This is a genomic window from Sulfuriroseicoccus oceanibius, assembly GCF_010681825.2.
Taxonomy (GTDB): domain Bacteria; phylum Verrucomicrobiota; class Verrucomicrobiia; order Verrucomicrobiales; family SLCJ01; genus Sulfuriroseicoccus; species Sulfuriroseicoccus oceanibius.
Genome location: NZ_CP066776.1, coordinates 1518701 through 1540497 on the forward strand (window position 1 = coordinate 1518701; position 21797 = coordinate 1540497).

Here is a 21797-nt window from a genome sequence, read left to right on the forward strand (position 1 = left end):
GAGAGGTGCGGGCTTCAGGTGAATCGATGGGCGGTTACAGCTCCGACTTCTTGGCGCGCGAGCGCAGGACGAAGTTGAGCGGCAGACCTTTGTACGGCAGCCGGTCGCGGATCTGGTTTTCCAGGTAGCGTTGGTAGCTGTCGCTCATCAGGCTTTCGTTGTTGATGAAGAGCACGAAAGTCGGCGCGGCGATTTGAGTCGGGCGCTCCGGCTTGGTCATGGTGACGTAGAGCAGCTTGAGGCGCTTCTTCTTGCCGATGAGCGGTGGCGGGTTCTTGGCCATCGCTTTCTTGAACAATCGGTTCAACTCACCAGTGCCCAGCTTGTGCTTCGAGGCACCACGGATTTTGTCGATGGTGTGGAAGATACGTGGCAGGAACTCACCGGTCTTGGCGGAGACGGCAACGAATGGCGCGTAGTGGAGGAAGAATAACTCGCGGCTGACGTGTTCGCTGATTTCCTCCATGCGGGCGCGGTGTTCGCCGTCCGGGTGGAAGAGATCGAACTTATTGAGGACGATGAAGCAGGGCTTGCCTTCGTCGAGGATGATGCGTGCGATTTTGCGGTCCTGGGCGGTGACGCCTTTCGAGCAATCGATGACCAGAGCGCAGATATCCGCACGGCGGATCGACGATTCGGTGCGCATTGCGGAGAAGACTTCGACCGATGTGTCGCGGCGCGAGCGTGGGCGCAGGCCGGCGGTGTCGATCAGCGTGTAGTCCATTTCGTTGAACGTGAACGGCACGTCGAATGCGTCGCGGGTGGTGCCGGCGACGTCGGAAACGATGGCACGCTGGTCGCCAAGCAGGGCGTTGACCATGCTGGATTTGCCGACATTTGGTTTGCCGACGATGGCGAGCTGGATCGGGCGCTTGGAGGCGTCTTCTTCCGCTTCGGCATCGCGGGCTTTGTCGCGGTCGACGGCGACGCCTTGATCGGCGAGGATGCGGTCGATTTCTTTGACCAGGTGGTCGAACCCGCGGCCGTGGGCGGCAGAGACGGCAATTGGATCCTCGAAGCCCATGGCGGCGAACTCATCGACGCGGCGATCGTGCACGGATTCGTCGATTTTGTTGACGACCATGCGCACCGGGCGGCCGGACTGGCGCAGGTCTGCGGCGAGAGTTTGGTCGATTGGGTGAGGTCCTTCCTGGCCGTCGAGGATGAAAAGAATGAGGTCGGCGGTCTGAATGGCGACTTCTGTTTCTGCTCGGACTTGTTCCGAGAACCCGTCGTCGAGGGTGGCGCCGATACCCCCGGTGTCGATGAGCAACGCGCGCGACTTGGTGGCGCGGCATTCGGTGGCGAGGCGGTCACGGGTGACGCCTGGCTGGTCGTGAACGATGGCGAGGCGGCGCTTCGAGAGTTTGTTGAAGAGCGCGGACTTGCCGACATTCGGGCGGCCGACAATGGCGATCACCGGGATGTCTTCACTGCGGTGGACGTCCTTTTTGGATTCGGGCTGGGCTGCTTGGTCTGACATGGGTCGACGGGAAAAGTGGTCGGTGTCCGCACGTGGCGGAGCGTGGCATCATGCGCTGGGCTCGGATTCGGCCGGATGGATCTGGCGGAGGAACCCGCGCATGTAGATGATCGAGGAAATGGCAGTGAACAACCCGGCAAACGCGACAATGTAAGTCGGGTGGTCCCACTGCAGGAGAACCCAAGATATAGCCGCGATTTGGCCGATCGTCGCAATTTTTCCTGACCAATGTGGGTCGATTTCCACTTTTCCGTGGACCAGTTTGATCAGGATGGCGCCCGCGATCAGGCTGAGGTCGCGCGAAATGACCAGAATCGGGAACCACAGCGGGAAGTGGTAGGGCCACGGGGTGAAGCTCAGCACGAGGATGGCCGAGAGCATCAATGCCTTGTCGGCCAGTGGGTCGAGCCAACGACCGAGAAAACTTTCCTGATGGAACTTGCGCGCGATGAAGCCGTCGATCCCGTCGCTGATCGAAGCGGTGGCAAAGGCCGCCATGGCGCCGTAGCGGTAGGCCTCGACCGCAGCTCCAGCCCGCACCGACTCCGCGTAGTAAATCGCAAAGCCCACAAATACCGGCACCAGTAGGATGCGCAGGATCGTGATCTTGGTGGCAAGCGTGACTGTCATTGGGTGAAGCGAGAAGCTATGGGATAGAATCAAGATTTCAGAGCCAAGAGGCAAGAAGGAAGCGGGCTCGTAGGAGGTACGTTTGTAGATCAAACTTGGACCAGATCCTGTTGTAGGTGGGGGTAGTGTTATTTCCAATCACCTCATATTTTAACAATTTGTTCGGATCGGATTGACCTCTCTCTCAGTGGACTGCTCTGTTGGAGCCTATGAGTAACAAATTGAAATTTGGAGCTGCTTCGTTGCTGGCGATGGCGTTTTGCGCAGCAACTTTCACCTCACATGCCGAGCAGGTGGCGCCAGCTTCGGAGGGTAGAGATGTGCAGATCGTGGCGAAGGTTGTGCCGTTTATCCTTACAGATCAGTCAGGGAACTTCAGAATCGAGGTTAAGGATGATGGTTCGTTGGATCATGGCGGCAATACCATTGCGATTCTTGGAGATGGCGGACTTGTCGTCGGAACAGATGGCACCGAGATCGCCCGACTGAAACCCAATGGCCAAGTGGTGACGAGAGCGGGCGCGGTGATCGGTGAGGTTCTGGAGAACGGAAACTTGAAGATGGGTGATGGCAGAGGTGTTTCGTGGATCACGAAAGCGGCGAACGGAGGTCAGACTGTTTCAGGTAAGGCGTTCGTGGAGTTGGGGGATGATGGAGATATAAAGCTCACCCTCGAACCAGACACACCGGAGGCCCGTCGCTGGGCGGCAGTGCAGGTATTGCTCAGCTTCACGGTGCAGACCAGGTCTTCTGATTAGGTCGGTTCTGCATGAGGGGGCGTGCTGATTGTCTCGGAGTCTTCTGGTCTTGCTTCTTGCCTCTTCCGGACCGTAAGTGCGGGTGATGAACTTGACCCAGATCAAAGAACGACTGATCGAACTCGACGTCCAGCCGAGCCGTGCCATGGGGCAGAACTTTCTGCACGATGAAAACTCGGCGCGTTGGATTGCGGATCAGTTGAATGTTTCCGCCGACGACTGTGTGGTGGAGGTGGGCCCAGGCACCGGCGCGCTCACCGAGCATGTGGTGGGCAAGTGCCGCAAGTTGATCCTGGTCGAGTTCGACCGCCGTCTGGCCGAGGGCTTGATGGAAAGGTTCGCCGACCGCGAGGACGTCGTCGTCCATCATTGCGATGCCGTGCGCTTCGACGTGCGCATGCTTTACAAAGAGCGGCCGGTTAAGTTCATCGGCAACCTACCGTACTCCTGCGGTGGTGAGATCATCCGCAATTTCCTGTCTTCACCGTCGCCGATCGAGAAGGCGGTCTTGATGCTCCAGCACGAAGTGATCGAGCGTCTGGCCGCCACGCCGGGGAACAAAAACTACGGTGTGTTCACGCTGCGCACGCAGGCCTATTGGAATGTGCAATCGATCAAGAAGCTCGGGCCTGAGTTGTTCCACCCGCGCCCGAAGATTGATTCGTCCGTCGCGTTGCTGACGCCGATCGACCGTGCATCGCGTCCTGCGTTCAACCCATCGGTCTTCGACCGCGTGATTCGTACCGGGTTTTCCCAGCGCCGCAAGCAGCTGCGCAAGTTGATGCAGCCGCTGCTCGACGGACGCGATTGGGCGGACGTGGTCGCGGCGATTGGCTCATCGGAGTCGGTGCGGGCCGAAGAACTGCCACTCTCCAGCTGGATCACGTTGACCAATTTGTTTGATCCGCACCCGCTCAAGCACAACCCGCAGTCGGCCGCTGAGGTGTTCGACGTGGTGGATGACAACGATGAAGTCATCGGTACTGCGACGCGTGGCGAGGTGCATGAAAAGCAGCTCAAGCACCGCGCGGTGCATGTGTTCCTCTTCGACAAAAAGGGGAACCTGCTGCTGCAGAAGCGCTCTCATCTCAAGGACGTGCACCCGCAGACCTGGGACAGCAGCGCCGCCGGGCATCTCGACTCGGGGGAGGACTACGCAACCTCCGCCGCTCGCGAAGTGGTCGAGGAGACCGGGCTCGAGGGTGTCGAGTTGCAGGAGGTGGGCAAGCTGCCACCATCGGATGCGACCGGCTGGGAGTTTGTGACGCTTTTCCGTGGCAACTACCGCGGCAAGCCGGAGTTTCCAGCCAGCGAGGTGGAAGCCATGTTGGCGTTCCCTCTCGATGAGATCCGCGCGTGGGTCGAGCGTTGCTCGCAAGACTTCGCCACCGGCTTCCTCGAATGCTTCCGCTTGTTTGAAGAGAAGGAAGGGTGATGCGGAGCCGAGGGTAGCTCGGTTTTGCTTATCCGCAGGTTGATTGGATAGCTTTGGCCGGTGAGGCGAGCCGTGTCGTGCTTGCGCCACATCCCGTCCATCCGAGGAATCTGTGAAAAAACAGAACCTCTCACCGACCTTTGATCGTTCACTGAACGTCTCCGGGGTACCCGCCGCACCTCGCTTGCGTAAAATCAGAGCAATCTGCGTAATCTGCGGATAACCCAAACCGAACTATCTCAAGCTCCGCCACATCAGCGGACTTAATACGCGCGTTGGCCGAAGATGGCGGAGCCGACGCGGACGCAGGTCGAGCCTTCTTCGATGGCGAGTTCGAAGTCGCCGCTCATGCCCATCGAGAGTTCGGGGAGCGGGACACCGGTGGCGGCGACGATTTCGTCGCGCAGTTCGCGCACGGCGGCGAAGTCGCGGCGTGTCCCCTCGGGATCCTGGCGTGGCGGAGGGATCGTCATCAGTCCGACAATCTGCAAGCGCTCGAGTTCGAGCAGCGTGTCGATTTGCTCCATGAGTTCGGCGCGGGAGAACCCGGTCTTGCTCGACTCGTCGGCGATATTGGTTTGAAGGAAGACGCGTGGGAAATACCCCTCCTCGCGGGCGATGCGGTCGATCGCCTGTGCCAGCGAAAGCGAGTCGACCGAGTGGAATGTGCTGAAAAGCGGGAGTGCTTTGCGCACTTTGTTCTTCTGCAGTCGGCCGATGAAATGCCAATCGATGTCACCGGGCAGGGTGGGGACTTTTTCAATCGCTTCCTGCACGCGGCTTTCGCCGAAGACACGATGGCCGGCCTCGTAGGCACCGCGCACGGCATCGGCCGGGAACTTTTTCGAGACGGCGATCAGTTGGACGTCATCGGTGGATCGGCCTGCTTTGGCGCAAGCGGCGGCCACGCGTTGGTTGATCGCTTCAAGGTTGGATTCGATGGATTCGCTCATGCCTGGAATGGGGTCGGGAAATCACTTCTGCACGTGTACGTCCATTTGAGGGAACGGGATGCTGATGCCCTCGGCGTCGAATGTCTTCTTGGTCTTTTCGGTCAGGTCGGTGAGAACCGCCCAGTAGTTCGAGGTTTCGGTCCAAACGCGGACGCCGAGGTTGACCGAGCTGTCAGCCAGGGATGCGACAAAAATCGAGGGCTCTGGATCTTTGAGCACGTGTGGGTTGGCGTCGATGAGCTTTTGGATGATGGAGCGGGCCTGATCGATGTCGTCGCCGTAGCCGATGCCGAAGGTGAGATCGACGCGGCGTGTGTTGTTGCGGCTGAAATTGACCAGCGAGCCGGTGGCGATGCTGTTGTTTGGGATGGTGATGACTTTGTTGTCCGGAGTGGTCAGCACGGTGTTGAATATGTTCACTTCCTTGACGGTGCCGGAGTGGCCGCCGGCTTCGATGAACTCGCCGACCTGGATCGGGCGCTGGAAGAGAATGAGGACTCCTCCGGCGAAGTTGGACAAGGTTCCCTTGAGCGACATGCCGATGGCGAGGCCGGCGGCACCGAGCACTGCGATGAATGAGGTGGACTGGATCCCGAGCGTGCTGAGAGCGCTCAGTACCACCGCTACTTTGACGACCGCGCTGATCAGCGTGCAGAGGAAGGGCTTGAGCGTGGCGTCGACGTGGCGAACGTCGAGTGCTTTGCCCACGAGTTTGCCGATCCACTTGGCGACCTTCCAGCCGATCAGCAGGATGAGCAGAGCCGTGACGAGCTTTGGAGCGAAGCCGACGGCCATGTTCCAGGCCTGATCTTGGATGGACTTGAGTGTTTCCTCGGTCAAAAGAGCAGCAAGTGGGGGATTCATGATGGAGGTAATTCGAAGGAGGTTACTTTGCCGGGCGCTTCCAGTCTGGATACTTTTCGCGCAATTCCCGGGTGAACTTCAAGGCATCTTCTCGTTTGCCGAGTTGCTCGAGCATTTGAGCGGTGCGGAAGAGCGCGAGCGGTGTGATTTCCGGGTCGTCAAAGGTTTGGCTGGGGATGGTGTAATAAGAGAGTGCTTTTTCCAGGTTGCCGCGGGCGCGTTCGATGTCGCCACGCAGCAGCCACAGTTCGGCGTTGATTCGGCCTTGTTTGATCAGCGACTGGGCAGCCTCGGCGTGCTTCATGGCCTCGTCGTGTTGCTCGAGGTGGTAGTAGGCGATGGCTTTGTCGCGCAGGGCGTTGGCCTTGGCGAGTGGCTTGTCGGTGGATTCGAGGTAGTAATCGATGGCCTGGACGGCGCCGTCGAAGTTACCGGTTTCGAGGCGTGATTTGCCGAGGTATTTCCAGACCAGTGGGCGGGATTCGGCGGGAGCGTCCGGGGTTGAGGTGACGCGCAGGACGTGCTCTGCGTCGGTGAACTCACCGCGGTCATAGAGCTTGATGCCGAGCCAGGCCAGAACTTGTTGTGGGAGTGGCACCGAGCTGCGCTCGCCGATGTAGCGTTTGGTTTCGCGTTGGAGGTTGTCCACGTCCTTCAAGGCAAAGTACGAGAGGACAATCCGGCTGCCGGCCGGCTCGCCGTAGCGGTCGGGGTCCATGTCGCGCGCCTTGATGAGTGGAGCGACCGCTTTTTCGTACTCCTTTTGGCTGTAGTGCCCGCGGCCGATCCAGTAGTTGGCTTCTGCTGCACCCTTCGACTCGGGGAATGCCTCGAGCATTTTCGAGAAGGTGGCGATCATCGCCCGCGTGTTACCGGCGACTTCGTGGAGCAGGCCGGCGTTCTGGTAGGCGTACTCGGCTTCCGCAGAGTCCGGGTAATTGGTGAACACACGAGTGAAGTCGGCCAGCGCGCGTTTGTTCTCGCCAGCCTTTTTGTAACAAGCTCCGCGCTTCGCCAACGCGGTAGGGAAGCGTGGGTCGTCTTTCTCTGCTCGTGTGATGAACTGAGTGAACGCTGCAGCCGCCGCCTGCAACTGGGATCGGTAGGAAAGTGCCCAGCCGTGGCGGTAGTGGAATGTGTTGCGGTAGTCCTCCGAGAGCTTGCGTGGCCGGATCTCGTCGTAGGCATTGACGGCACTGCGGTAGCGCTTCTCCGCAAAGGCGCGCTCCGCTTTGAGCAAGAGTGCGCGGTCGATCAGAGGCGACTCAATATCCGAGGCGCGCAGACGAAGCACGAAGTCATCGACGAGTGTGTCGAGCTGGGCATGCTTGGTCTGGTAGTAAATGAGCAGCTTGCGGTAAGTGGCTTCCTTGCCTTCGTCGCGATCTTTGAAGAAGTTTTCGATGATGCTGTAGACTTTGATAGCCTGCTCCGTGTTATCGAGCTTGTGGTAGGAATTGCCCACCATGAGGAACATCTGGGCCCGGATATCATCGGAAAGCTTGAACACACCCAGCTGGTAGGCGTCGACCACGCCCTGCCAGTTCTCGTCAGTGTAGCGGGCTTTGATCAGACCAAACTGTGCGATGGCCTTCCATTCATCGGCGCCGTCGATCTTTAGAGCCAGCTCGAACATGGCGTCCGCTTTCTCCTTGTCGCCGGCGTCGGTCATCAGCAGCGCGGCACGGGTTGCGGCCTCTGCGCGGATGGCTGGGGTTTCCGATTTGGCGACGAGCGTCTGGAAGTACTTCAGGGCTTTGTCCTTCTGGTTGGCCTCGAGTGCGTTGCGCCCGAGAGAGAGCATTGCCTTGTCGCGGAATGGGTTTGGATCCGGCGATTTGACGACGGTTTCGAGCAGCGGGGTGGCTTCGCCGGCGCGGTCGCTGTTTTGGAGGCAGCGTGCCATGCGGAAGCGGGTGTCGAGCAAGAGCGCTGGGTTGTCATCGCGGCGGGCGAGCTCCTGTTCGGCGACGCGGAAGCGAGGCAGTGCGTTGGCGTAGTCGCGGCGGTTGTAGGCGAGTGCGCCGGATTTGTAGGCGGACTCACCGACCAGTGGGCCGGTTTTGAATTGTTCGACCAGTTTGAGGTAGCGGGCTTCCGCTTCATTGGCCAGCTTGAGTTTTCGCAGGCATTCGGCGCTATTGTAGAGCGCGGTGCGGGCACCATCGGCTTTTGGATTGGCGGCGAGGTATTCGTTGTAACGAGCGAGCGCCAACTCGAAGTCCTGGGCGTTGTAGTGAAGGTTGGCGAAGTCGAGCAGGTCCTTGGCGGGGTCCGCTTCGAGCATAGGCACTTCGGGTTGTTCTTGTTCCGGGGCTTCCACTTCCGCTTCTGGCTCGGGCTGAGCCTCCGGTTGCGCGTCCTCTTGCTCCGCGTTCATCAGGGCCTCGAGTTCCTCGGGCGAGAGCTCGCGGACGGGGCGCACTTCGGATGGTCCGCTATCCGGGTTTGGGTCGACGACGCGTGGCCGGCGTACTTCCTGGGCCAACGACAGCGAGGTGAGTGCTGTGAGCATTCCGACGGTGGCCAGGATCAAAGGTTTGGTCCGGGGGGATGTGATGGCTGGGCGGTTGTGCGGTTTCTGCGGGTCCATGATATGCTTGCGCCGGCGTAGGGATGGGGGCAATGGTGGCGTGTCGAAGCGTCGGCGGAGATCCCGAATTTGTCCGGTTTCTGCGGCGGCGGTCCAACTACCTACGAGCGACCATCCGGTTTGCTTGCTCCCACTTTGCCTTAAGAATAGAAAGATGGAACCAATTTCTTCCTCCTCCGTTGTTGATGCCTTGAACTGGCGTTACGCCACCAAACAGTTCGATCCAGAGCGCAAGATCCCATCAGATGACTGGGCTGCGATCGAGCAGTCGCTGGTGCTCACGCCTTCCTCATTTGGACTTCAGCCGTGGAAGTTCATCGTGGTCGATGACCCTGCTGTGCGTGAGGCAATTTTGCCAAATGCGTGGAACCAGCGTCAGGTGGTCGATTGCTCGCATCTCGTGGTGATCGCTGCCGTGACCGACCTCGGAGAAGAGGAAGTCGACAAGTTGATCAACGTGTCGGCGGAGAAGCGTGGTGTCGAGCCAGCTGTGCTCGATGGTTACCGTGAGATGATGTTGGGGATGATCGTCAAAGGGATGGATGCCGATCAGCGTCGTGCCTGGGCGGTTCGTCAGGGGTATATCGCGCTGGGTAATCTGATGACCGTGGCGGCGATGCTGCAGGTCGATGCCTGCCCGATGGAAGGGTTCGTGCCGGCAGAGGTCGATAAGATCCTTGGCCTGCCTGAGCGTGGGTTGACCGCCGCTCTGCTCTGCCCGCTGGGTTACCGCGCGGCGGAAGACAAGTACGCCGACGCACCGAAGGTCCGCTACCCGGTCGAAGATTTGATCGAGCGCGTGTAGATCGACGATTGTTGTTTCAGGCCTTTTGCGCGGAGCGCCATCGCTGATGGCTGGGATTCGCCAGATGGCAGGAATGAAAAACGGGCGCATCACCGAGAGTGATGCGCCCGTTCTTATTGGGGACGATTTGTCGATTTGGTTAGTGCTTCGGCTTGTGGGGCTCGAGCACCATGCCGCGTTCGCGTTCGGCGAGTTTGGCCGCTTTGCGGGCTTCCTTGGCGAGTTGTTCTTGAGCGCGCACCGCCTTGTCGCGCGAGCTGCGCTTGACCATTTCGTAGGTGTTGTCGCCTTTGAGCAAGCGGGCCTTTGTGTTGTCGGCGAAATGGACTTCGAGCAGACGGATGAGGCGTTTTTTGGCGGCCTTTTCGTCGACTGGGACGAGGAGCTCGACCCGCTTCTCCAAGTTGCGCACCATCCAGTCCGCCGACGAGATGAAGATTTTGTTTTGCCCACCCTGGTGGAAGAGCATGACCCGTGCGTGCTCGAGGTAGCCGTCGATAATGCTGACCACTTCGATGTTCTCCGATAGACCTTTGACGCCTGGTCGGATGCACGAGATGCCGCGGACGTTGAGCTGCACTTTGACGCCGGCTTTCGAGGCTTTGTAGAGCGCTTCGATGATGTCTGGGTCTTGCAGGCTGTTGACCTTGGCTTTGATGAATGCGTTCTGGCCCTGGGCTGCGCGCTCGGTTTCCGAGGCGATGAGCGAGAGAAGTTTCGGCTTCAGTCCGTGAGGCGCGGCGGCGATCTTGAGGTATTTAGGTACCCGTGAACGGCCGGTCACCGAGTTGAAGAAAGCGGAGGCGTCGGCGCCGTATTCCGGGTTGGCGGTGAGCAGCGAGACGTCGGTATAGAGCTTGGCGGTGGATTCGTTATAGTTGCCTGTGCCGAAGTGACAATAGCGGCGCAGACGACCGCCTTCATTGCGCACGACCATGCAGCACTTGGCGTGGGTTTTGAGTCCTTTGACGCCGTAGATGACCGTGGCTCCGGCGCGTTGGAGTTCGTCCGAGCGGACGAGGTTGCGTGCTTCGTCGAAGCGGGCCTTGAGTTCGACCAAGACGGTGACTTGTTTTCCCTTTTCGGCCGCGCGGATCAGAGCGTCGACGATGCGGCTGTCAGAGGCCGTGCGGTAAAGGATTTGTTTGATTGCCAAGACGTCCGGATCGTTGGCGGCTTCTTGCAGCATGCGCACGATAGGATCGAACGACTCATAAGGATGGTAGAGCAGCACGTCGCGCTCGGCGAGGGTGTCGAAAACCGGCACGGCCGGGTCGATCAGCGGGGAGGGCTGGATCGGCCAGGACTCGGCTTTCAACGAATCAAATCCCGGTGTGAAGGCAATCTGCATCAGCGCTTTGAGGTCGATGAGGCCTGGGAGCTTGTAGGTTTCCCTGTTGCTCAGGCCGAAGGCGGTTTGCAATGTTTTGACCAGCGAGTGTGCCGCGCCTTTTTGGATCTCAAGGCGGATGGTGTCGCTGGCTTTGCGCGCGATGAGGATGGCTTCCATCTCATCAGCCAGGTCGAGCGCGTCTTCGTCGTTCAAGGTGATGTCGCCATTGCGGGTGACTCGGAAGGCCGTCGAGGCTTTGACTTTTTCGCCGGGGAAGAGCACGTCGAGGCTATTGCTGATGACGTCTTCGATCGCGATGTAGTCGAGGCCGTCGGCGTCTGGCAGGTTGATGAACCTCGGCGCGTTGCTGGGGGCGGGGATGACGGCGGAGCGCACCTCGCCGGTGTCTGGATCTTCGAGTTCGCAGGCGACGGCGATTTGCAGGTCAGGGACGGGGAAGCCGGTCTCGCTGATCTGATCCAAGTCCACGGCAAGCGGCGTGGCGATTGGGAAAATGGCATCGGTGAAGTACTGCTCGATATGGCTGAGCTGTGCGGGGGAGAGGTCGTTGAGCGAGGTGACGCGGCGGATCCCCTCGGCCTCAAGTGCGGGAAGGAGTTGCTCGTTGAGCAGGGCGTACTGGTCGTCGAGCATCAGTTGGACCCGCGAGCGGATTTTGAGCAGCTGTTGGTGTGGGGTGAGTCCGGTGAAGTCCTTCGAGCGGTTGCCGCTTTCCTGGAGAAGCATCAGGCCGCCGATGCGGACCATGAAGAATTCGTCCAGATTGGAGCCGGTGATGGCGAGGAATTTGAGGCGTTCGAGCAGTGGGGCGTTTGGGTCGAGTGCCTCGTCGAGCACGCGTTGGTTGAATTCGAGCCAGCTGAGTTCGCGGTTGATGAAGAGATCTGAGTTCACGGCGGGGAAAGTAGAAGTAGGGGGCGCTTTTGGATGGGCGGTTTGGTAGGGCTACCGGGTTACTGGGACGAGCGGCTGCTTTCGAGCACGACTTCGAGTCCGTAGATGTTTTGGAACATGTCGGCCTTACTGGTCATGGCGAGCTGCTCCACGGCGACGTCGCCGATGTCTTCGATGCCGATGTGGAGTCGGGAGTCTGAGAGGCGGATGTTGACGTCCTGGACACGCTGGGCATGAGCTCGGTCCAAGGCGTCGGCGACGCGTAGGATGGCGGCGAGCTTGCTAACGATCATGCGGTCTTCGCGCGAGAGTTCGCTATAGCCCTGGTGGGTGGGTTTGGGAGGAGAGTGGCGGTGGTAGCGGGCGATGAGTGCCACGATTTCGGTGTCGGCAGCGGAGAGTCCGAAGATCTCCGAGTGACGGATGATGTAGTACGAGTGTTTGTGATGCGCCCGTGGGGTGATGAAGTTACCGGTTTCGTGGAGGATGGCGGCGGCGCTGAGAAGGAGGCGCTCGCGGCTGCCTAGTTGGTGCAGGTGCTCCAATGTGTCGAAGAGCGAGGTGCTCAAGCGTTCGACCTGTTGGGCGTGGTTCGGGTCGATCTTGTACTGGCGGGCGATCCCCGTGGCCGACTGCAGCACTTCGTCGCGGAACTTGCGGGTAAGTTGGGCGGAGTACGGGAGGTGGCTGAGGATTTCGGTTTCGTAGTCTTCGGAGGGGATGAACACGCGCTTGGCTCCGAACGATTCGGCCAGGCGGGTGTTGATCTTGATCGCGGCGACCATGGAGTCGGCGTGGGCGTAGTCGAGTTGGAACTCACGCACCCGCTGGTCCGAGCTCATCTCTGCCACGCGCTCGAGGAATGCCCGCATCTGTGTGGTGGTGACGCCTTTGACCGTGGTGTCGCCAATGTGTGAGGCGATCATTTGCATCTCGTGACCAATGGCAACGACCTGGTCGACCGGGTGGTTGCGGTAGTCGTAGTAGATCGAATCGACGCTTGAGCGGGTTTGTTCGCGCAGCATGGAGATCAACGAGCGGCCGCTGGCGTCGCTTCCCTGGATGGCTTCGTAGGCGCGGAACGCACCGAGGCGGTAGCTGGAGTATTGGGTGATCGTGCCCTTGGCGAAATAGAGAACCCTTGTGTTACCGGGGCCGACGTGCAGCACCAGTGTGTTTTTGGCGGCGAACTTTTTGACCGTTCCCATGAGGGCGCGGCTTTGCATGTAGATCAGGCGGGTCATTTCGCCGTCGTCGAGAGGGACGACGGTGAGGCCTGCGGCGATCTGGATGCGGTTGAGCAGCACATCCAGGTTGGAGGCTTCGGCGAGGATGTTGGTGGCCACAACGCGGTTGGGGAGCCCGTCGGGGATGGCGAGCTCGGCGAGGGCTTCTCGGAATTCTTTCAGGATGCGCACGATGCGCTCGATCACCGGGCGGCCGACGCGGCCGCTGCGGAAGATGTCGCGAGCGATTGGTACGGGTTGCTCGAAGAAGTCCACCGGCTGGACATTGCCGTCGTCGTCCACTTTCTCAGACACCAGCATACTCACACTACCAGCGCCAATGTGGATTGCGGCGATCAGGTTGGGTGCGGGTGTTGGCGTGCTGTCGGTAGGTTGGAAAACTTGCATTGTGGCTGCGGTGGTAGAGGTGCGGCGTTTCGTGTGGGTTTTGTAACGTGATCGGGCGTCTGCAGCGAGCGATTTCGACGTCTGTGGCCATTGTTTTGCGCGCTGTGTGCCGGGCGGAAGTCTGTTGTCCGCTCGGGCTGTAACGCGGGTTTCTGGTTGCTCACTGAAAGCGAGTGCTATACATCATGTGCTTTCCTGACTGGAACGACGTTTATGCCTAAATCAGCAACACTACTCCGTAAGACCAAACTCCGCGACAATGTGGCGGTTTTGTTGCGTCGTGCGGACGGGCGGCTGTTGATGGGGCGTTGTGCGGATCGTCCGGCGGAATGGCAGTTTCCCCAGGGGGGCGTTGGCGTGCGGGAAAAGCTCCGGTGTGCGATGTTCCGCGAGTTGTTTGAGGAGACGGGCGTTCGCAAGTCGCAGGTCGAAGTGGTGGAGAAACGCGGGCCGTATATTTATGTATTTCCCAATGGGCGGCTGAAGAAGGGGATCTACCACGGCCAGAGCCAGACCTACTTCCTTTGTGATCTGTTGGGAAATCCGGACAAGATCGATGTCGCGCGTGCTGGCGAGGAGTTTTCTGAGATCGAGTGGATTCGTCCGGAGGAGTTCCCATTTGAGCGCACGCCGGAGTTCAAGCATTCGGTGTACCGGCAGGTGATGCGTGATTTCTTCGGGGCGTAATACCCAATCCCCGGTTCCCCAGGCGGAGCCAATGTCGCAGGCGTGCGTGGCAGCCGGGATAGCAAAAGGTGACCTTGGCGGGATCGGTTTGAGTGGGCTGCGATCGTGGTTGGATCGCTCAACTACGCCTTGCAATCGTGTCCGGATGCCGCCATGGGTTCCCTACTGTGAAGTATATCCGAATGTTCGATACGATGGCTCGCGATGTGCGCGAGATGCAGCCTGTGGACGGTAAGACGTTACGGTTTTACTGTTGTGGTCCGACCGTTTATGGACCGGCGCATATCGGCAACTTCAGGACTTTCGTGTTGCAGGACGTTTTTCGCCGCGTTGTCGAGCTCGGCGGGGTGCCCACTTTGCATGTGCGCAACATTACCGACGTGGATGACAAGACCATCCGTGACAGCCAGGCGGCTGGGCTGAGTTTGAACGACTTCACCCGTGGCTGGACCGAGCGCTTTCACGCGGATTGCGATGCACTGGGATGCCTGCCACCACATATCGAGCCAAGTGCCGTGGAGCACATTCCACAGCAGATCTCGATGATCGAAAGCCTGGTCGACAACGGCCACGCCTACGTCAGTGACGACGGCTCGGTCTATTTCAAGATTTCTTCGTTTGAGGAGTACGGTAAGCTTGCTCATCTCGACAAACAGAACCTGGACTTGGGGAAAACCGCCAACGCCCGCTCGAATACCGATGAGTACGAGAAGGACAGCGTGGCGGACTTCGTGCTGTGGAAGGCACGCAAGCCGGAAGACGGCGACAACTACTGGCAGAGTCCATGGGGCGAGGGGCGTCCGGGCTGGCACTTGGAGTGCTCGGCGATGATCGCCGAATACCTGGGGAAAGACTTCGACCTGCACTCCGGCGGGGTGGATTTGGTTTTCCCTCACCACGAAAACGAGATCGCTCAGAGTCGATGCTCGTGTGGTGGCGGGTTTGCCGCGCATTGGTTCCATATCACGCACTTGCTCGTGGATGGAGGCAAGATGTCCAAGAGCTTGGGCAACCTTTACACGCTCGACGATCTGGCGGAAAAGGGCCACAGCGCAATGGACGTGCGCTACGTCCTCGCCGGCGGTTACTACCGCCGTCCGCTTAACTTTACCCTGGGCTCACTCAAGGACGCACGTTCGGCACTGACCAAGATCGCTCGCTTCGATAAAGCACTGGCGGATGCCGGAGCCGGCGACTTGCCATCGTATGCGCAGTTGGTCGCCGATGGTGCGGTGGACTCGCTGTGTGAGTTCGCTCCAGCTTGGGAAAGCCTTGCCGATGATATGAACACACCGGAAGCCTTGGGCCATGTGTTCACGGCGATGAAGAAGATCAAGCCGGCGGAGCTGAGTGCCGAAGGTGCCGCAGAGCGCCGTGTTGCACTGCATGTGATCCTTTCCGCACTCGGTCTCGAACTGCCGGATCCTGACGCATCCGCCGATGCCTCCGAGGTGCCGGCTGAGGTCGCCGAGCTTGCTCAGCGTCGTTGGGATGCCAAGCAGGCCCGCGACTGGGGGGCTGCCGATGCGCTGCGCGACGAACTTACTGCAATGGGCTGGGTGATCAAAGACAGCAAAGAAGGCTTCACGCTGGAAAAAGCGTAACTCGATCTACATTGCCGCCCCGCTTCCTTGTAGAGGAGGTGGGGTGGCTTTTTTTATGTATTTGTGTTATGTTTTGTTGTTGTTAATTTGTTCTTTATTTTTGTTTGTTTGGTGTGTTTCTTTTGTTTGTGTTTTTGTGGGTTTGTGTTCGTTGAGTGTGGGGTGAATCGGGTTGCCAAACGGGTGTTTTGCGGCTAGTCTTGGGCTCGTTCATGGTGAGCGATTGGGGTGATGGGTAAGTATTAATTGTGGTTTTGGTGGATGGTGAATTACGATTAATATTTATACATATGCGAACTGAGCCCGAAATGACTGATGCGCCCCGCGGGCGTTTCTGGGTGTTTTTTGTCCCGTCTCTGATCGGGTTGTTGCTGTTCATGGCGCCAATCCCCGACGTTGGGGGAGATGGTGGGTGGACGATCCCGGTGGCGGTGATGGCCAAGGTGATCCCGAAGTACTTTGAGGGCTCTCTGGTGGCGGTGATCACGGCCATCATTGCGTTCATGGCGGTGGCATCGGTCGCATGCAAGGTGGCGAAGCCTGAGTGGATTACGCGCAGCCGGTTCTTGAATGGATTGTTCAACCCTTCGCCGCTGTGGCTGGTGGTGCGGGTGATCGGCGGGATTGCAGTGGTGATGACTTACTACAAGTGGGGAGCTGATGCTGTGTCGAACGAAAATACCGGCGGGCTGGTTTTGACTGGGTTGTTGCCGACCTTGTTCTCTGTTTTTATATTTGCAGGCTTGTTGTTGCCTCTTTTGTTGAACTTTGGATTGTTGGAGCTTTTTGGTGCGTTGTTGAGTAAGGTAATGCGCCCTGTGTTCAACTTGCCGGGGCGGAGTGCAATTGATTGTATGGCATCTTGGCTCGGTGATGGTAGTGTGGGTATTCTGCTTACGAGTAAACAATACGAGAATAACTTTTACACCCAGCGGGAGGCTGCCGTTGTCGGGACGACTTTCTCCGCGGTATCGATCACGTTCAGTCTGGTGGTGATCGCTCAGGTGAAGCTTGAACATCTGTTCCTGCCGTTTTACGGGGCGATCTGTCTGGCGGGGGTGGTGGCTGCGGTGGTGGTTCCCCGTATACCTCCATTGAGCACCAAGAAGGATGTGTTCTTGGACGGCAGTTTGCCCAAAGAGGACGCCGATGTGGTGCCGGCTGGTAAGAGCCGCTTTGGTTGGGGCTTGGATCTGGCGCTGCAGCGTGCTGGGCAGGTGACTTCGGTGCGCTCGGTGATCCTGGATGGCCTGCGCAACGTGGTGGACATGATTTTCGGCGTGCTGCCGGTGGTGATGGGACTCGGAACCGTGGCGTTGGTGATTGCCGAATACACGCCGATCTTCGACTGGCTCGGGCGTCCGTTCATTCCGTTCCTGGAGCTGTTGCAGATCCCAGATGCTTCTGCTGCATCGACCACGATGGTGGTGGGCTTTGCCGATATGTTCATCCCGGCAATTCTGGCGTCGTCGATCGAGAGTGAGATGACCCGGTTTGTAATTGCTGCGATGTCGGTGACCCAGTTGATCTACATGTCGGAGGTGGGAGCACTACTTTTGGGGAGTAAGATCCCAGTGAATGTCTTTGAGTTGATCGTCATCTTCCTGCTGCGCACGCTGGTGACCTTGCCTGTGATCGCCGGTGTGGCTCACATTATTTTTTAAGGAATCTCTAGAAAGCAATCAGGCCCTGTGTGCGGAGTGATCCGTTCACAGGGCCTTTTTGTGCGTCGGGATTCAATTGGTATTATCCGATCGCGGCTGCGTAAAGTTCGCTGACTTTCTGCCAATTGATCAGGTGGAACCACGCATTGATGTAGTCGGCGCGGCGGTTTTGGTAGTTGAGATAGTAAGCGTGTTCCCAGACGTCGAGACCGAGGATAGGGGAGCCGGTGGCTTCGACGATGCCGGTCATCAGAGGGTTGTCTTGGTTCGGGGTTGAGCTGATGCTCAGTTTGCCTGAAGCGTCTGTAACCAGCCATGCCCATCCGGAGCCGAAGCGTGATTTTGCGGCTTGAGCGAAGGCGGCTTTGAATTCATCCATCCCGCCGAGGTCGCGATCGATGGCTTTTGCCAGCTCTGCGGAGGGATCCGACTTGGTTGGGCTCATGGTTTCCCAGAACAGGCAGTGGTTGTAATAGCCTCCGCCGTTGTTGCGCAATGCGGTGCGTACCGATTCGTCGGTTGCAGGAAGGTTGGCGAGCAGGGTCTGGATGTCTTTTCCTGCGAGGTCAGGAGCTTGTGCCAGAGCTGCGTTGAGCTTTTTGGTGTAGCCCGCGTGGTGCTTGCCGTGGTGAATGACCATGGTTTTGGCATCAATGTACGGGATCAGCTCGTTGACCGCGTAGGGGAGGTCCGGGAGGATGAACTGGCCACCCTCCATGGCTGGGATCAAAGGGGAGTCTGCTGCGAATACACGACCGATGGATGATCCGGCGATGAGAGAGCCGCCGAGCACGGTGGCGGCGGTGGAGAGGAAGCGGCGGCGACTGAAGTTGGTAGGGTTTGGTGTCTTCATGCTAATATCAGATCGTAGGTGAGGCAGCATTTTGTGTGATCTGATCGCCGCAATTTGCGCGGTCAGTCCACGTCAATGACCTTGCCTTTAACTACGCGCTCGCCTTCGCGGGGGACGTCGCTGGATGGGACGTTCTGCTGAAACGGACTGCCTCCACCGGGAAATGGGGACGCTCCGGGCATGCCGCCACCGACGACTTTGACTTTCCCTGCCAGAGATTTGCCGACGGTGGAGCGGACGATGCGGCGGACACCAGGGACGAGTAGAGCGAAGCCTGCGGCATCGGTGAGAAAGCCTGGAGTGAGCAGGATGGCGCCCGCGATCAGGATCAACAATCCGTCGATCGCTTCGTTGGCGGGGAGCCGGCCTTCTGCCGATGCCTGGCGGAACTTACTGAGCGCACGCATGCCTTGGCGGCGGGTGAGGGCGGCGCCGAGGAAGCCGGTGATCAAGATGACCAGCAGGGTGGTGTCCCAGCCGATCCGGGATCCGATTTTGATAAAGAGTACGGTCTCGATCAGCGGGATCGAGATGAAGAGAAGAAGAAGTCTGGCAAACATTGGGAATGCGGTGGGTTCAAGAGTGCGGCGCATGGAGCCGCGGTGAGAAGCGTCACCATTTGGCCGGGATGCTCGGAATGCGAGTGCAATCGCCGCCGGATTTTCTACTCGCTGGTGATTGTGGCGCGCACCTTTTTGGGCAGGCCGGCGACGACGAGGTCGTAGGAATGGCGGATGAGGTCGGTGATGAGCGAGTCTGGGAGTGAGTGGTCGAGTATTACGGTATTCCAGTGCTTTTTGTTCATGTGGTAGCCCGGGGTGATTGCGTCGAATTGGTCACGCAGAGTGACGGCCCGGTCCGGATCGCATTTGAGGTTGATGCGGGGCGGGTGGTCGTCTGGTAGTGTGATGGCGAAGATCTTGCCGCCGACTTTGTAGACCAGAGCGGTCGGGCCGAAGGGCGTTTCTTCCGTGACATGAGGCAGCGCCAGACATTGGGCAATGGCGTCATCGAGGAACATGAGGAGAGGATGTGGGGTGGTCGCCGTTGATCCAATCAAAAAGAAGGCCCGCGCACCGGTGGACGGTGCGCGGGCTTGGTTGAAGGGCTGGGATGTTCTGATGGCGGATGCTAATAGCTGCAGGAATTGTAGCCGTAATGGCTTCCTCCGTATGATCTGTAGCTATGGTGCGAGTTGTAGTCGTGGTGGCGGTGACTGCGGTGGGATCGGTGACTTTTGTGTTTCTTGTGATGGTCATCGCTATCGTTGGCGATGGCGTATCCGATGAGTCCGGCGGCGGCGATGCCGGCGACCGCGAGTCCTGGGTCGACCGTCTGCTTGGGGCGGCCGTAAGCGTCATAGGTTGTGGTGCAGCTTGTGGCGGAGAATGCGAGTGCGCAGGCGGCCAGTGAGGCGGTGATTCTCAGGAGGTTGCGGTTTTTCATGCGCGTTCGGACGGCGGCTGATGCCCGTCTATTCAATCATTGGAATAGATTTTTGATCGGAGGCATCCCATGGGGTGAGTGGGCGCGTGGCATACCGGATTGACCTTTCGCGGAATTACGCTTATGGGTAGCGCCCCGATTTGTCGGAAAGTTTCTTATGAAAAAACTCAATATCCCCTTCGAAAGGGTTGACTGGATCAACACCATTTTCCTGTTGGTCATCACGCTAACCGGTGTCATCGGCGCACCGCTGTATCTTTGGCATCATGGCGCGGACGCATTCCAGTGGGGAATGTTCGCATTTTACGCGATTGCCACCGGCATGAGCATCACGCTGGGTTATCACCGTTTGTTCTCACACTTGTCGTTCAAGGCGAAGTGGCCGGTGCGTTTGTTTACCTTGGTTTTCGGAGCGTGTGCTTTTGAAAACTCTGCTTTGAACTGGTGCTCCGACCACCGACGTCACCACAAGCACACCGACCACGACGATGATCCGTACGACATCACCAAAGGGTTCTTCTGGGCGCACGTTGGATGGATCCTTTTCAAGGTGAACCCGAAGCCGCCAATGGACAACGTGGGTGACCTGCGCAAAGACAAGCTGGTGGTTTGGCAGTACCGCTGGGACAAGCTGATTGCGATTGTGGTGGGCCTGCTTCTTCCGGCCGCACTTGGCTACTGGCACAATGGTGCTGTGGGTGCGCTGGGTGGATTCCTGCTCGCTGGCGTGCTGCGCATCGTCGTGGTGCAGCAGTGCACCTTCTTCATCAACTCGCTTTGCCACACTGTGGGTGATCAGCCTTACTCGACCCGCTGCAGTGCGCGTGACAGTGCGATCATGGCGTTGTTCACTTTCGGTGAGGGCTATCACAACTACCACCACGAGTTCCAGCACGACTACCGTAATGGTGTGAAGACCTGGAACTTCGACCCAACCAAGTGGGCAATCTGGCTGCTTGAAAAGGTTGGCTTGGTGAGCAACCTGCGCCGTGTGCCGGACTCGAAGATTTTGCTCGCTCAGATGAAGGAAGCCCAGCGCAAGGCCAACACCGTGCGTGAAGGCATCGAAGGTCATCACGACCCGGCATGGCGCGAGAAAGCCACCGAGATTGTCGATGGAATGATCGCTCAGTTGGCGAAGAACTACCACGAACTCGAGGAAGCTGCGTCATCCAAGATGGAGCTCTCCAAGAAGGCTGTCCGCAACTGGCGCGCCGAGACCCGTTCGATTGTGGCGCAGCTTGGGAAGATGCGTCAGATTACGCCGTCTTCTTAGCGGCTGATTCGGAATCATTTCTCCGCTATGGCCGGCTGCCGCTGGCCATAGCGGATTTTTTTTAACCATAGATGCTAAGATTGGGGCGATGCGCTCGTACCAGAGCCCCTCCACTCTGGGAGTATTTTTGTCTCAACCCCAACCCTGCATGATTCGTTCACTCGTTCCTTCGTTGATCCTTATGTTTACCGGTGCCGCGCTCGCCTCGCCTGAAACCTTCACCCGTGATGTGCAGGTGTGTGACCAATCCGTTGAACTCAAGATCACAATTGATTTTGACCATCTCGATGAGTCGGGCAAGCAGTTGGCGCAAACCTTACCGGAGTCGTACTTCAAGCAGTGGCCGCAGATCGCTCTGATGATCGACGCGCCGATCTCCACCACAGCGACACATCTGAAGTTGTCTTTCCAGAAGGAGCTGGGCTACCCGGCGCACGTGGCCGGCGATCAGATGGTGATCAGCGCGGAGCATGCGGGGAGGGATGAGGAAGAAACCCAAGGGGTGTTTTCCCACGAGTTGACACACTTTATCCAAGGGTATCCGCAGGACGCGGGCTCGCCGGGATGGTTCACTGAAGGTGTGGCGGACTTGGTTCGCTACAAGCTGCACCCGGAGAGCTATTGGGCCAAGGTGATGATCAAGTACACCGACAAGCAGAGGGCATTGGGGGCGTACTGGCAGTCGAGTGCCTTCCTGCTGTGGATGGAGCAAACCTACGGAAAGCCTGTTGCATCGATGGTTTCCCGCTCGTGCTCCGAGGGGAAGTACGATGCGTCGATCTGGAAGCGCGAGACGGGATTGACCTTGGATGAGTTGGTCGAGGCTTACGGGAAGTCGGACTGGGTGGCTCCAGGAAAGTAACT

Annotated in this window: 19 protein-coding genes; 8 read left to right on the forward strand and 11 right to left on the reverse strand. The window is 58.7% G+C overall.

The annotated features are described in order from the left end of the window. Positions 1-34: 34 nt before the first annotated feature. Positions 35-1483: a ribosome biogenesis GTPase Der gene (gene der / locus G3M56_RS06030; RefSeq protein ID WP_164362843.1), complete on the reverse strand. Its 1449-nt coding sequence runs from the start codon at positions 1481-1483 to the stop codon at positions 35-37. Positions 1484-1531: 48 nt separating this feature from the next. Continuing rightward, positions 1532-2113 carry a CDP-alcohol phosphatidyltransferase family protein gene (locus G3M56_RS06035; protein ID WP_164362846.1) on the reverse strand — a complete coding sequence of 194 codons (582 nt, stop codon included), beginning with the start codon at positions 2111-2113 and terminating at the stop codon, positions 1532-1534. 209 nt (positions 2114-2322) lie between these two features. On the opposite strand from G3M56_RS06035, the gene G3M56_RS06040 reads away from it, so the two are divergent. Beyond that, complete coding sequence (locus G3M56_RS06040; RefSeq protein WP_164362848.1) at positions 2323-2871, forward strand: hypothetical protein; 549 nt, start codon at positions 2323-2325, stop codon at positions 2869-2871. 85 nt (positions 2872-2956) lie between these two features. Next, positions 2957-4306, forward strand: coding sequence for a 16S rRNA (adenine(1518)-N(6)/adenine(1519)-N(6))-dimethyltransferase RsmA (gene rsmA, locus G3M56_RS06045; protein ID WP_164362851.1), 1350 nt, complete (start codon positions 2957-2959; stop codon positions 4304-4306). Positions 4307-4569: 263 nt separating this feature from the next. Here the strand turns inward: rsmA and G3M56_RS06050 are convergent, their stop codons facing one another. From G3M56_RS06050 to G3M56_RS06060, 3 genes are read right to left on the reverse strand one after another with little or no spacing between them, the layout of a single operon-like run. Continuing rightward, positions 4570-5259: a YggS family pyridoxal phosphate-dependent enzyme gene (locus G3M56_RS06050; protein WP_164362854.1), complete on the reverse strand. Its 690-nt coding sequence runs from the start codon at positions 5257-5259 to the stop codon at positions 4570-4572. Between the two features lie 21 nt (positions 5260-5280). Continuing rightward, positions 5281-6123 (reverse strand): mechanosensitive ion channel family protein, encoded by an 843-nt coding sequence (locus tag G3M56_RS06055; protein WP_164362856.1) that lies wholly within the window; start codon positions 6121-6123, stop codon positions 5281-5283. Positions 6124-6145: 22 nt separating this feature from the next. Beyond that, positions 6146-8716: a tetratricopeptide repeat protein gene (locus G3M56_RS06060; protein ID WP_164362858.1), complete on the reverse strand. Its 2571-nt coding sequence runs from the start codon at positions 8714-8716 to the stop codon at positions 6146-6148. 154 nt (positions 8717-8870) lie between these two features. Between G3M56_RS06060 and G3M56_RS06065 the strand changes: the two genes are divergently transcribed. Next, on the forward strand, positions 8871-9521 hold the full coding sequence (locus tag G3M56_RS06065; RefSeq protein WP_164362860.1) for an NAD(P)H-dependent oxidoreductase: 651 nt from the start codon (positions 8871-8873) through the stop codon (positions 9519-9521). Between the two features lie 139 nt (positions 9522-9660). Here the strand turns inward: G3M56_RS06065 and ppk1 are convergent, their stop codons facing one another. Together ppk1 and G3M56_RS06075 are read right to left on the reverse strand one after the other, a co-directional pair. Next, complete coding sequence (gene ppk1 / locus G3M56_RS06070) at positions 9661-11769, reverse strand: polyphosphate kinase 1 (RefSeq protein ID WP_164362862.1); 2109 nt, start codon at positions 11767-11769, stop codon at positions 9661-9663. 59 nt (positions 11770-11828) lie between these two features. Next, on the reverse strand, positions 11829-13403 hold the full coding sequence (locus G3M56_RS06075; RefSeq protein ID WP_164362865.1) for a Ppx/GppA phosphatase family protein: 1575 nt from the start codon (positions 13401-13403) through the stop codon (positions 11829-11831). Positions 13404-13616: 213 nt separating this feature from the next. On the opposite strand from G3M56_RS06075, the gene G3M56_RS06080 reads away from it, so the two are divergent. From G3M56_RS06080 to G3M56_RS06090, 3 genes are all read left to right on the forward strand, one after another. After that, the gene (locus tag G3M56_RS06080) at positions 13617-14090 is read left to right on the forward strand and encodes an NUDIX domain-containing protein (protein ID WP_164362867.1); all 474 of its coding nucleotides are present in this window, start codon (positions 13617-13619) and stop codon (positions 14088-14090) included. A 182-nt stretch (positions 14091-14272) separates the two neighbouring features. Beyond that, positions 14273-15694, forward strand: a complete 1422-nt coding sequence (gene cysS / locus G3M56_RS06085) for a cysteine--tRNA ligase (protein ID WP_164363023.1) — start codon at positions 14273-14275, stop codon at positions 15692-15694. A gap of 290 nt (positions 15695-15984) precedes the next feature. Continuing rightward, positions 15985-17358, forward strand: coding sequence for a YjiH family protein (locus tag G3M56_RS06090; RefSeq protein ID WP_164362869.1), 1374 nt, complete (start codon positions 15985-15987; stop codon positions 17356-17358). A gap of 82 nt (positions 17359-17440) precedes the next feature. Here the strand turns inward: G3M56_RS06090 and G3M56_RS06095 are convergent, their stop codons facing one another. From G3M56_RS06095 to G3M56_RS06110, 4 genes are all read right to left on the reverse strand, one after another. After that, positions 17441-18076, reverse strand: a complete 636-nt coding sequence (locus G3M56_RS06095) for a superoxide dismutase (protein WP_164363024.1) — start codon at positions 18074-18076, stop codon at positions 17441-17443. A gap of 197 nt (positions 18077-18273) precedes the next feature. Next, complete coding sequence (locus G3M56_RS06100) at positions 18274-18804, reverse strand: FxsA family protein (RefSeq protein ID WP_164362870.1); 531 nt, start codon at positions 18802-18804, stop codon at positions 18274-18276. Positions 18805-18875: 71 nt separating this feature from the next. Then, entirely contained in the window at positions 18876-19232 is a 357-nt protein-coding gene (locus G3M56_RS06105) for an MmcQ/YjbR family DNA-binding protein (RefSeq protein WP_164362872.1), read from the reverse strand. Between the two features lie 110 nt (positions 19233-19342). Then, positions 19343-19657, reverse strand: a complete 315-nt coding sequence (locus G3M56_RS06110) for a hypothetical protein (RefSeq protein WP_164362874.1) — start codon at positions 19655-19657, stop codon at positions 19343-19345. Positions 19658-19814: 157 nt separating this feature from the next. On the opposite strand from G3M56_RS06110, the gene G3M56_RS06115 reads away from it, so the two are divergent. Beyond that, the gene (locus G3M56_RS06115) at positions 19815-20933 is read left to right on the forward strand and encodes an acyl-CoA desaturase (protein ID WP_164362877.1); all 1119 of its coding nucleotides are present in this window, start codon (positions 19815-19817) and stop codon (positions 20931-20933) included. Between the two features lie 148 nt (positions 20934-21081). Next, a complete protein-coding gene (locus G3M56_RS06120; RefSeq protein WP_164362879.1) occupies positions 21082-21795 on the forward strand; it encodes a basic secretory protein-like protein in 714 nt (237 codons plus the stop codon). The last annotated feature ends 2 nt before the right edge of the window (positions 21796-21797 follow it).

Coding starts and splice junctions, on each gene's coding strand:
- der (WP_164362843.1), bottom strand. CDS start 1,483: ATGTCAGACCAAGCAGCCCAGCCCGAATCCAAAAAGGACGTCCACCGC.
- G3M56_RS06035 (WP_164362846.1), bottom strand. CDS start 2,113: ATGACAGTCACGCTTGCCACCAAGATCACGATCCTGCGCATCCTACTG.
- G3M56_RS06040 (WP_164362848.1), top strand. CDS start 2,323: ATGAGTAACAAATTGAAATTTGGAGCTGCTTCGTTGCTGGCGATGGCG.
- rsmA (WP_164362851.1), top strand. CDS start 2,957: ATGAACTTGACCCAGATCAAAGAACGACTGATCGAACTCGACGTCCAG.
- G3M56_RS06050 (WP_164362854.1), bottom strand. CDS start 5,259: ATGAGCGAATCCATCGAATCCAACCTTGAAGCGATCAACCAACGCGTG.
- G3M56_RS06055 (WP_164362856.1), bottom strand. CDS start 6,123: ATGAATCCCCCACTTGCTGCTCTTTTGACCGAGGAAACACTCAAGTCC.
- G3M56_RS06060 (WP_164362858.1), bottom strand. CDS start 8,716: ATGGACCCGCAGAAACCGCACAACCGCCCAGCCATCACATCCCCCCGG.
- G3M56_RS06065 (WP_164362860.1), top strand. CDS start 8,871: ATGGAACCAATTTCTTCCTCCTCCGTTGTTGATGCCTTGAACTGGCGT.
- G3M56_RS06075 (WP_164362865.1), bottom strand. CDS start 13,403: ATGCAAGTTTTCCAACCTACCGACAGCACGCCAACACCCGCACCCAAC.
- G3M56_RS06080 (WP_164362867.1), top strand. CDS start 13,617: ATGCCTAAATCAGCAACACTACTCCGTAAGACCAAACTCCGCGACAAT.
- cysS (WP_164363023.1), top strand. CDS start 14,273: ATGTTCGATACGATGGCTCGCGATGTGCGCGAGATGCAGCCTGTGGAC.
- G3M56_RS06090 (WP_164362869.1), top strand. CDS start 15,985: ATGCGAACTGAGCCCGAAATGACTGATGCGCCCCGCGGGCGTTTCTGG.
- G3M56_RS06095 (WP_164363024.1), bottom strand. CDS start 18,076: ATGGAGGGTGGCCAGTTCATCCTCCCGGACCTCCCCTACGCGGTCAAC.
- G3M56_RS06100 (WP_164362870.1), bottom strand. CDS start 18,804: ATGCGCCGCACTCTTGAACCCACCGCATTCCCAATGTTTGCCAGACTT.
- G3M56_RS06105 (WP_164362872.1), bottom strand. CDS start 19,232: ATGTTCCTCGATGACGCCATTGCCCAATGTCTGGCGCTGCCTCATGTC.
- G3M56_RS06110 (WP_164362874.1), bottom strand. CDS start 19,657: ATGAAAAACCGCAACCTCCTGAGAATCACCGCCTCACTGGCCGCCTGC.
- G3M56_RS06115 (WP_164362877.1), top strand. CDS start 19,815: ATGAAAAAACTCAATATCCCCTTCGAAAGGGTTGACTGGATCAACACC.
- G3M56_RS06120 (WP_164362879.1), top strand. CDS start 21,082: ATGATTCGTTCACTCGTTCCTTCGTTGATCCTTATGTTTACCGGTGCC.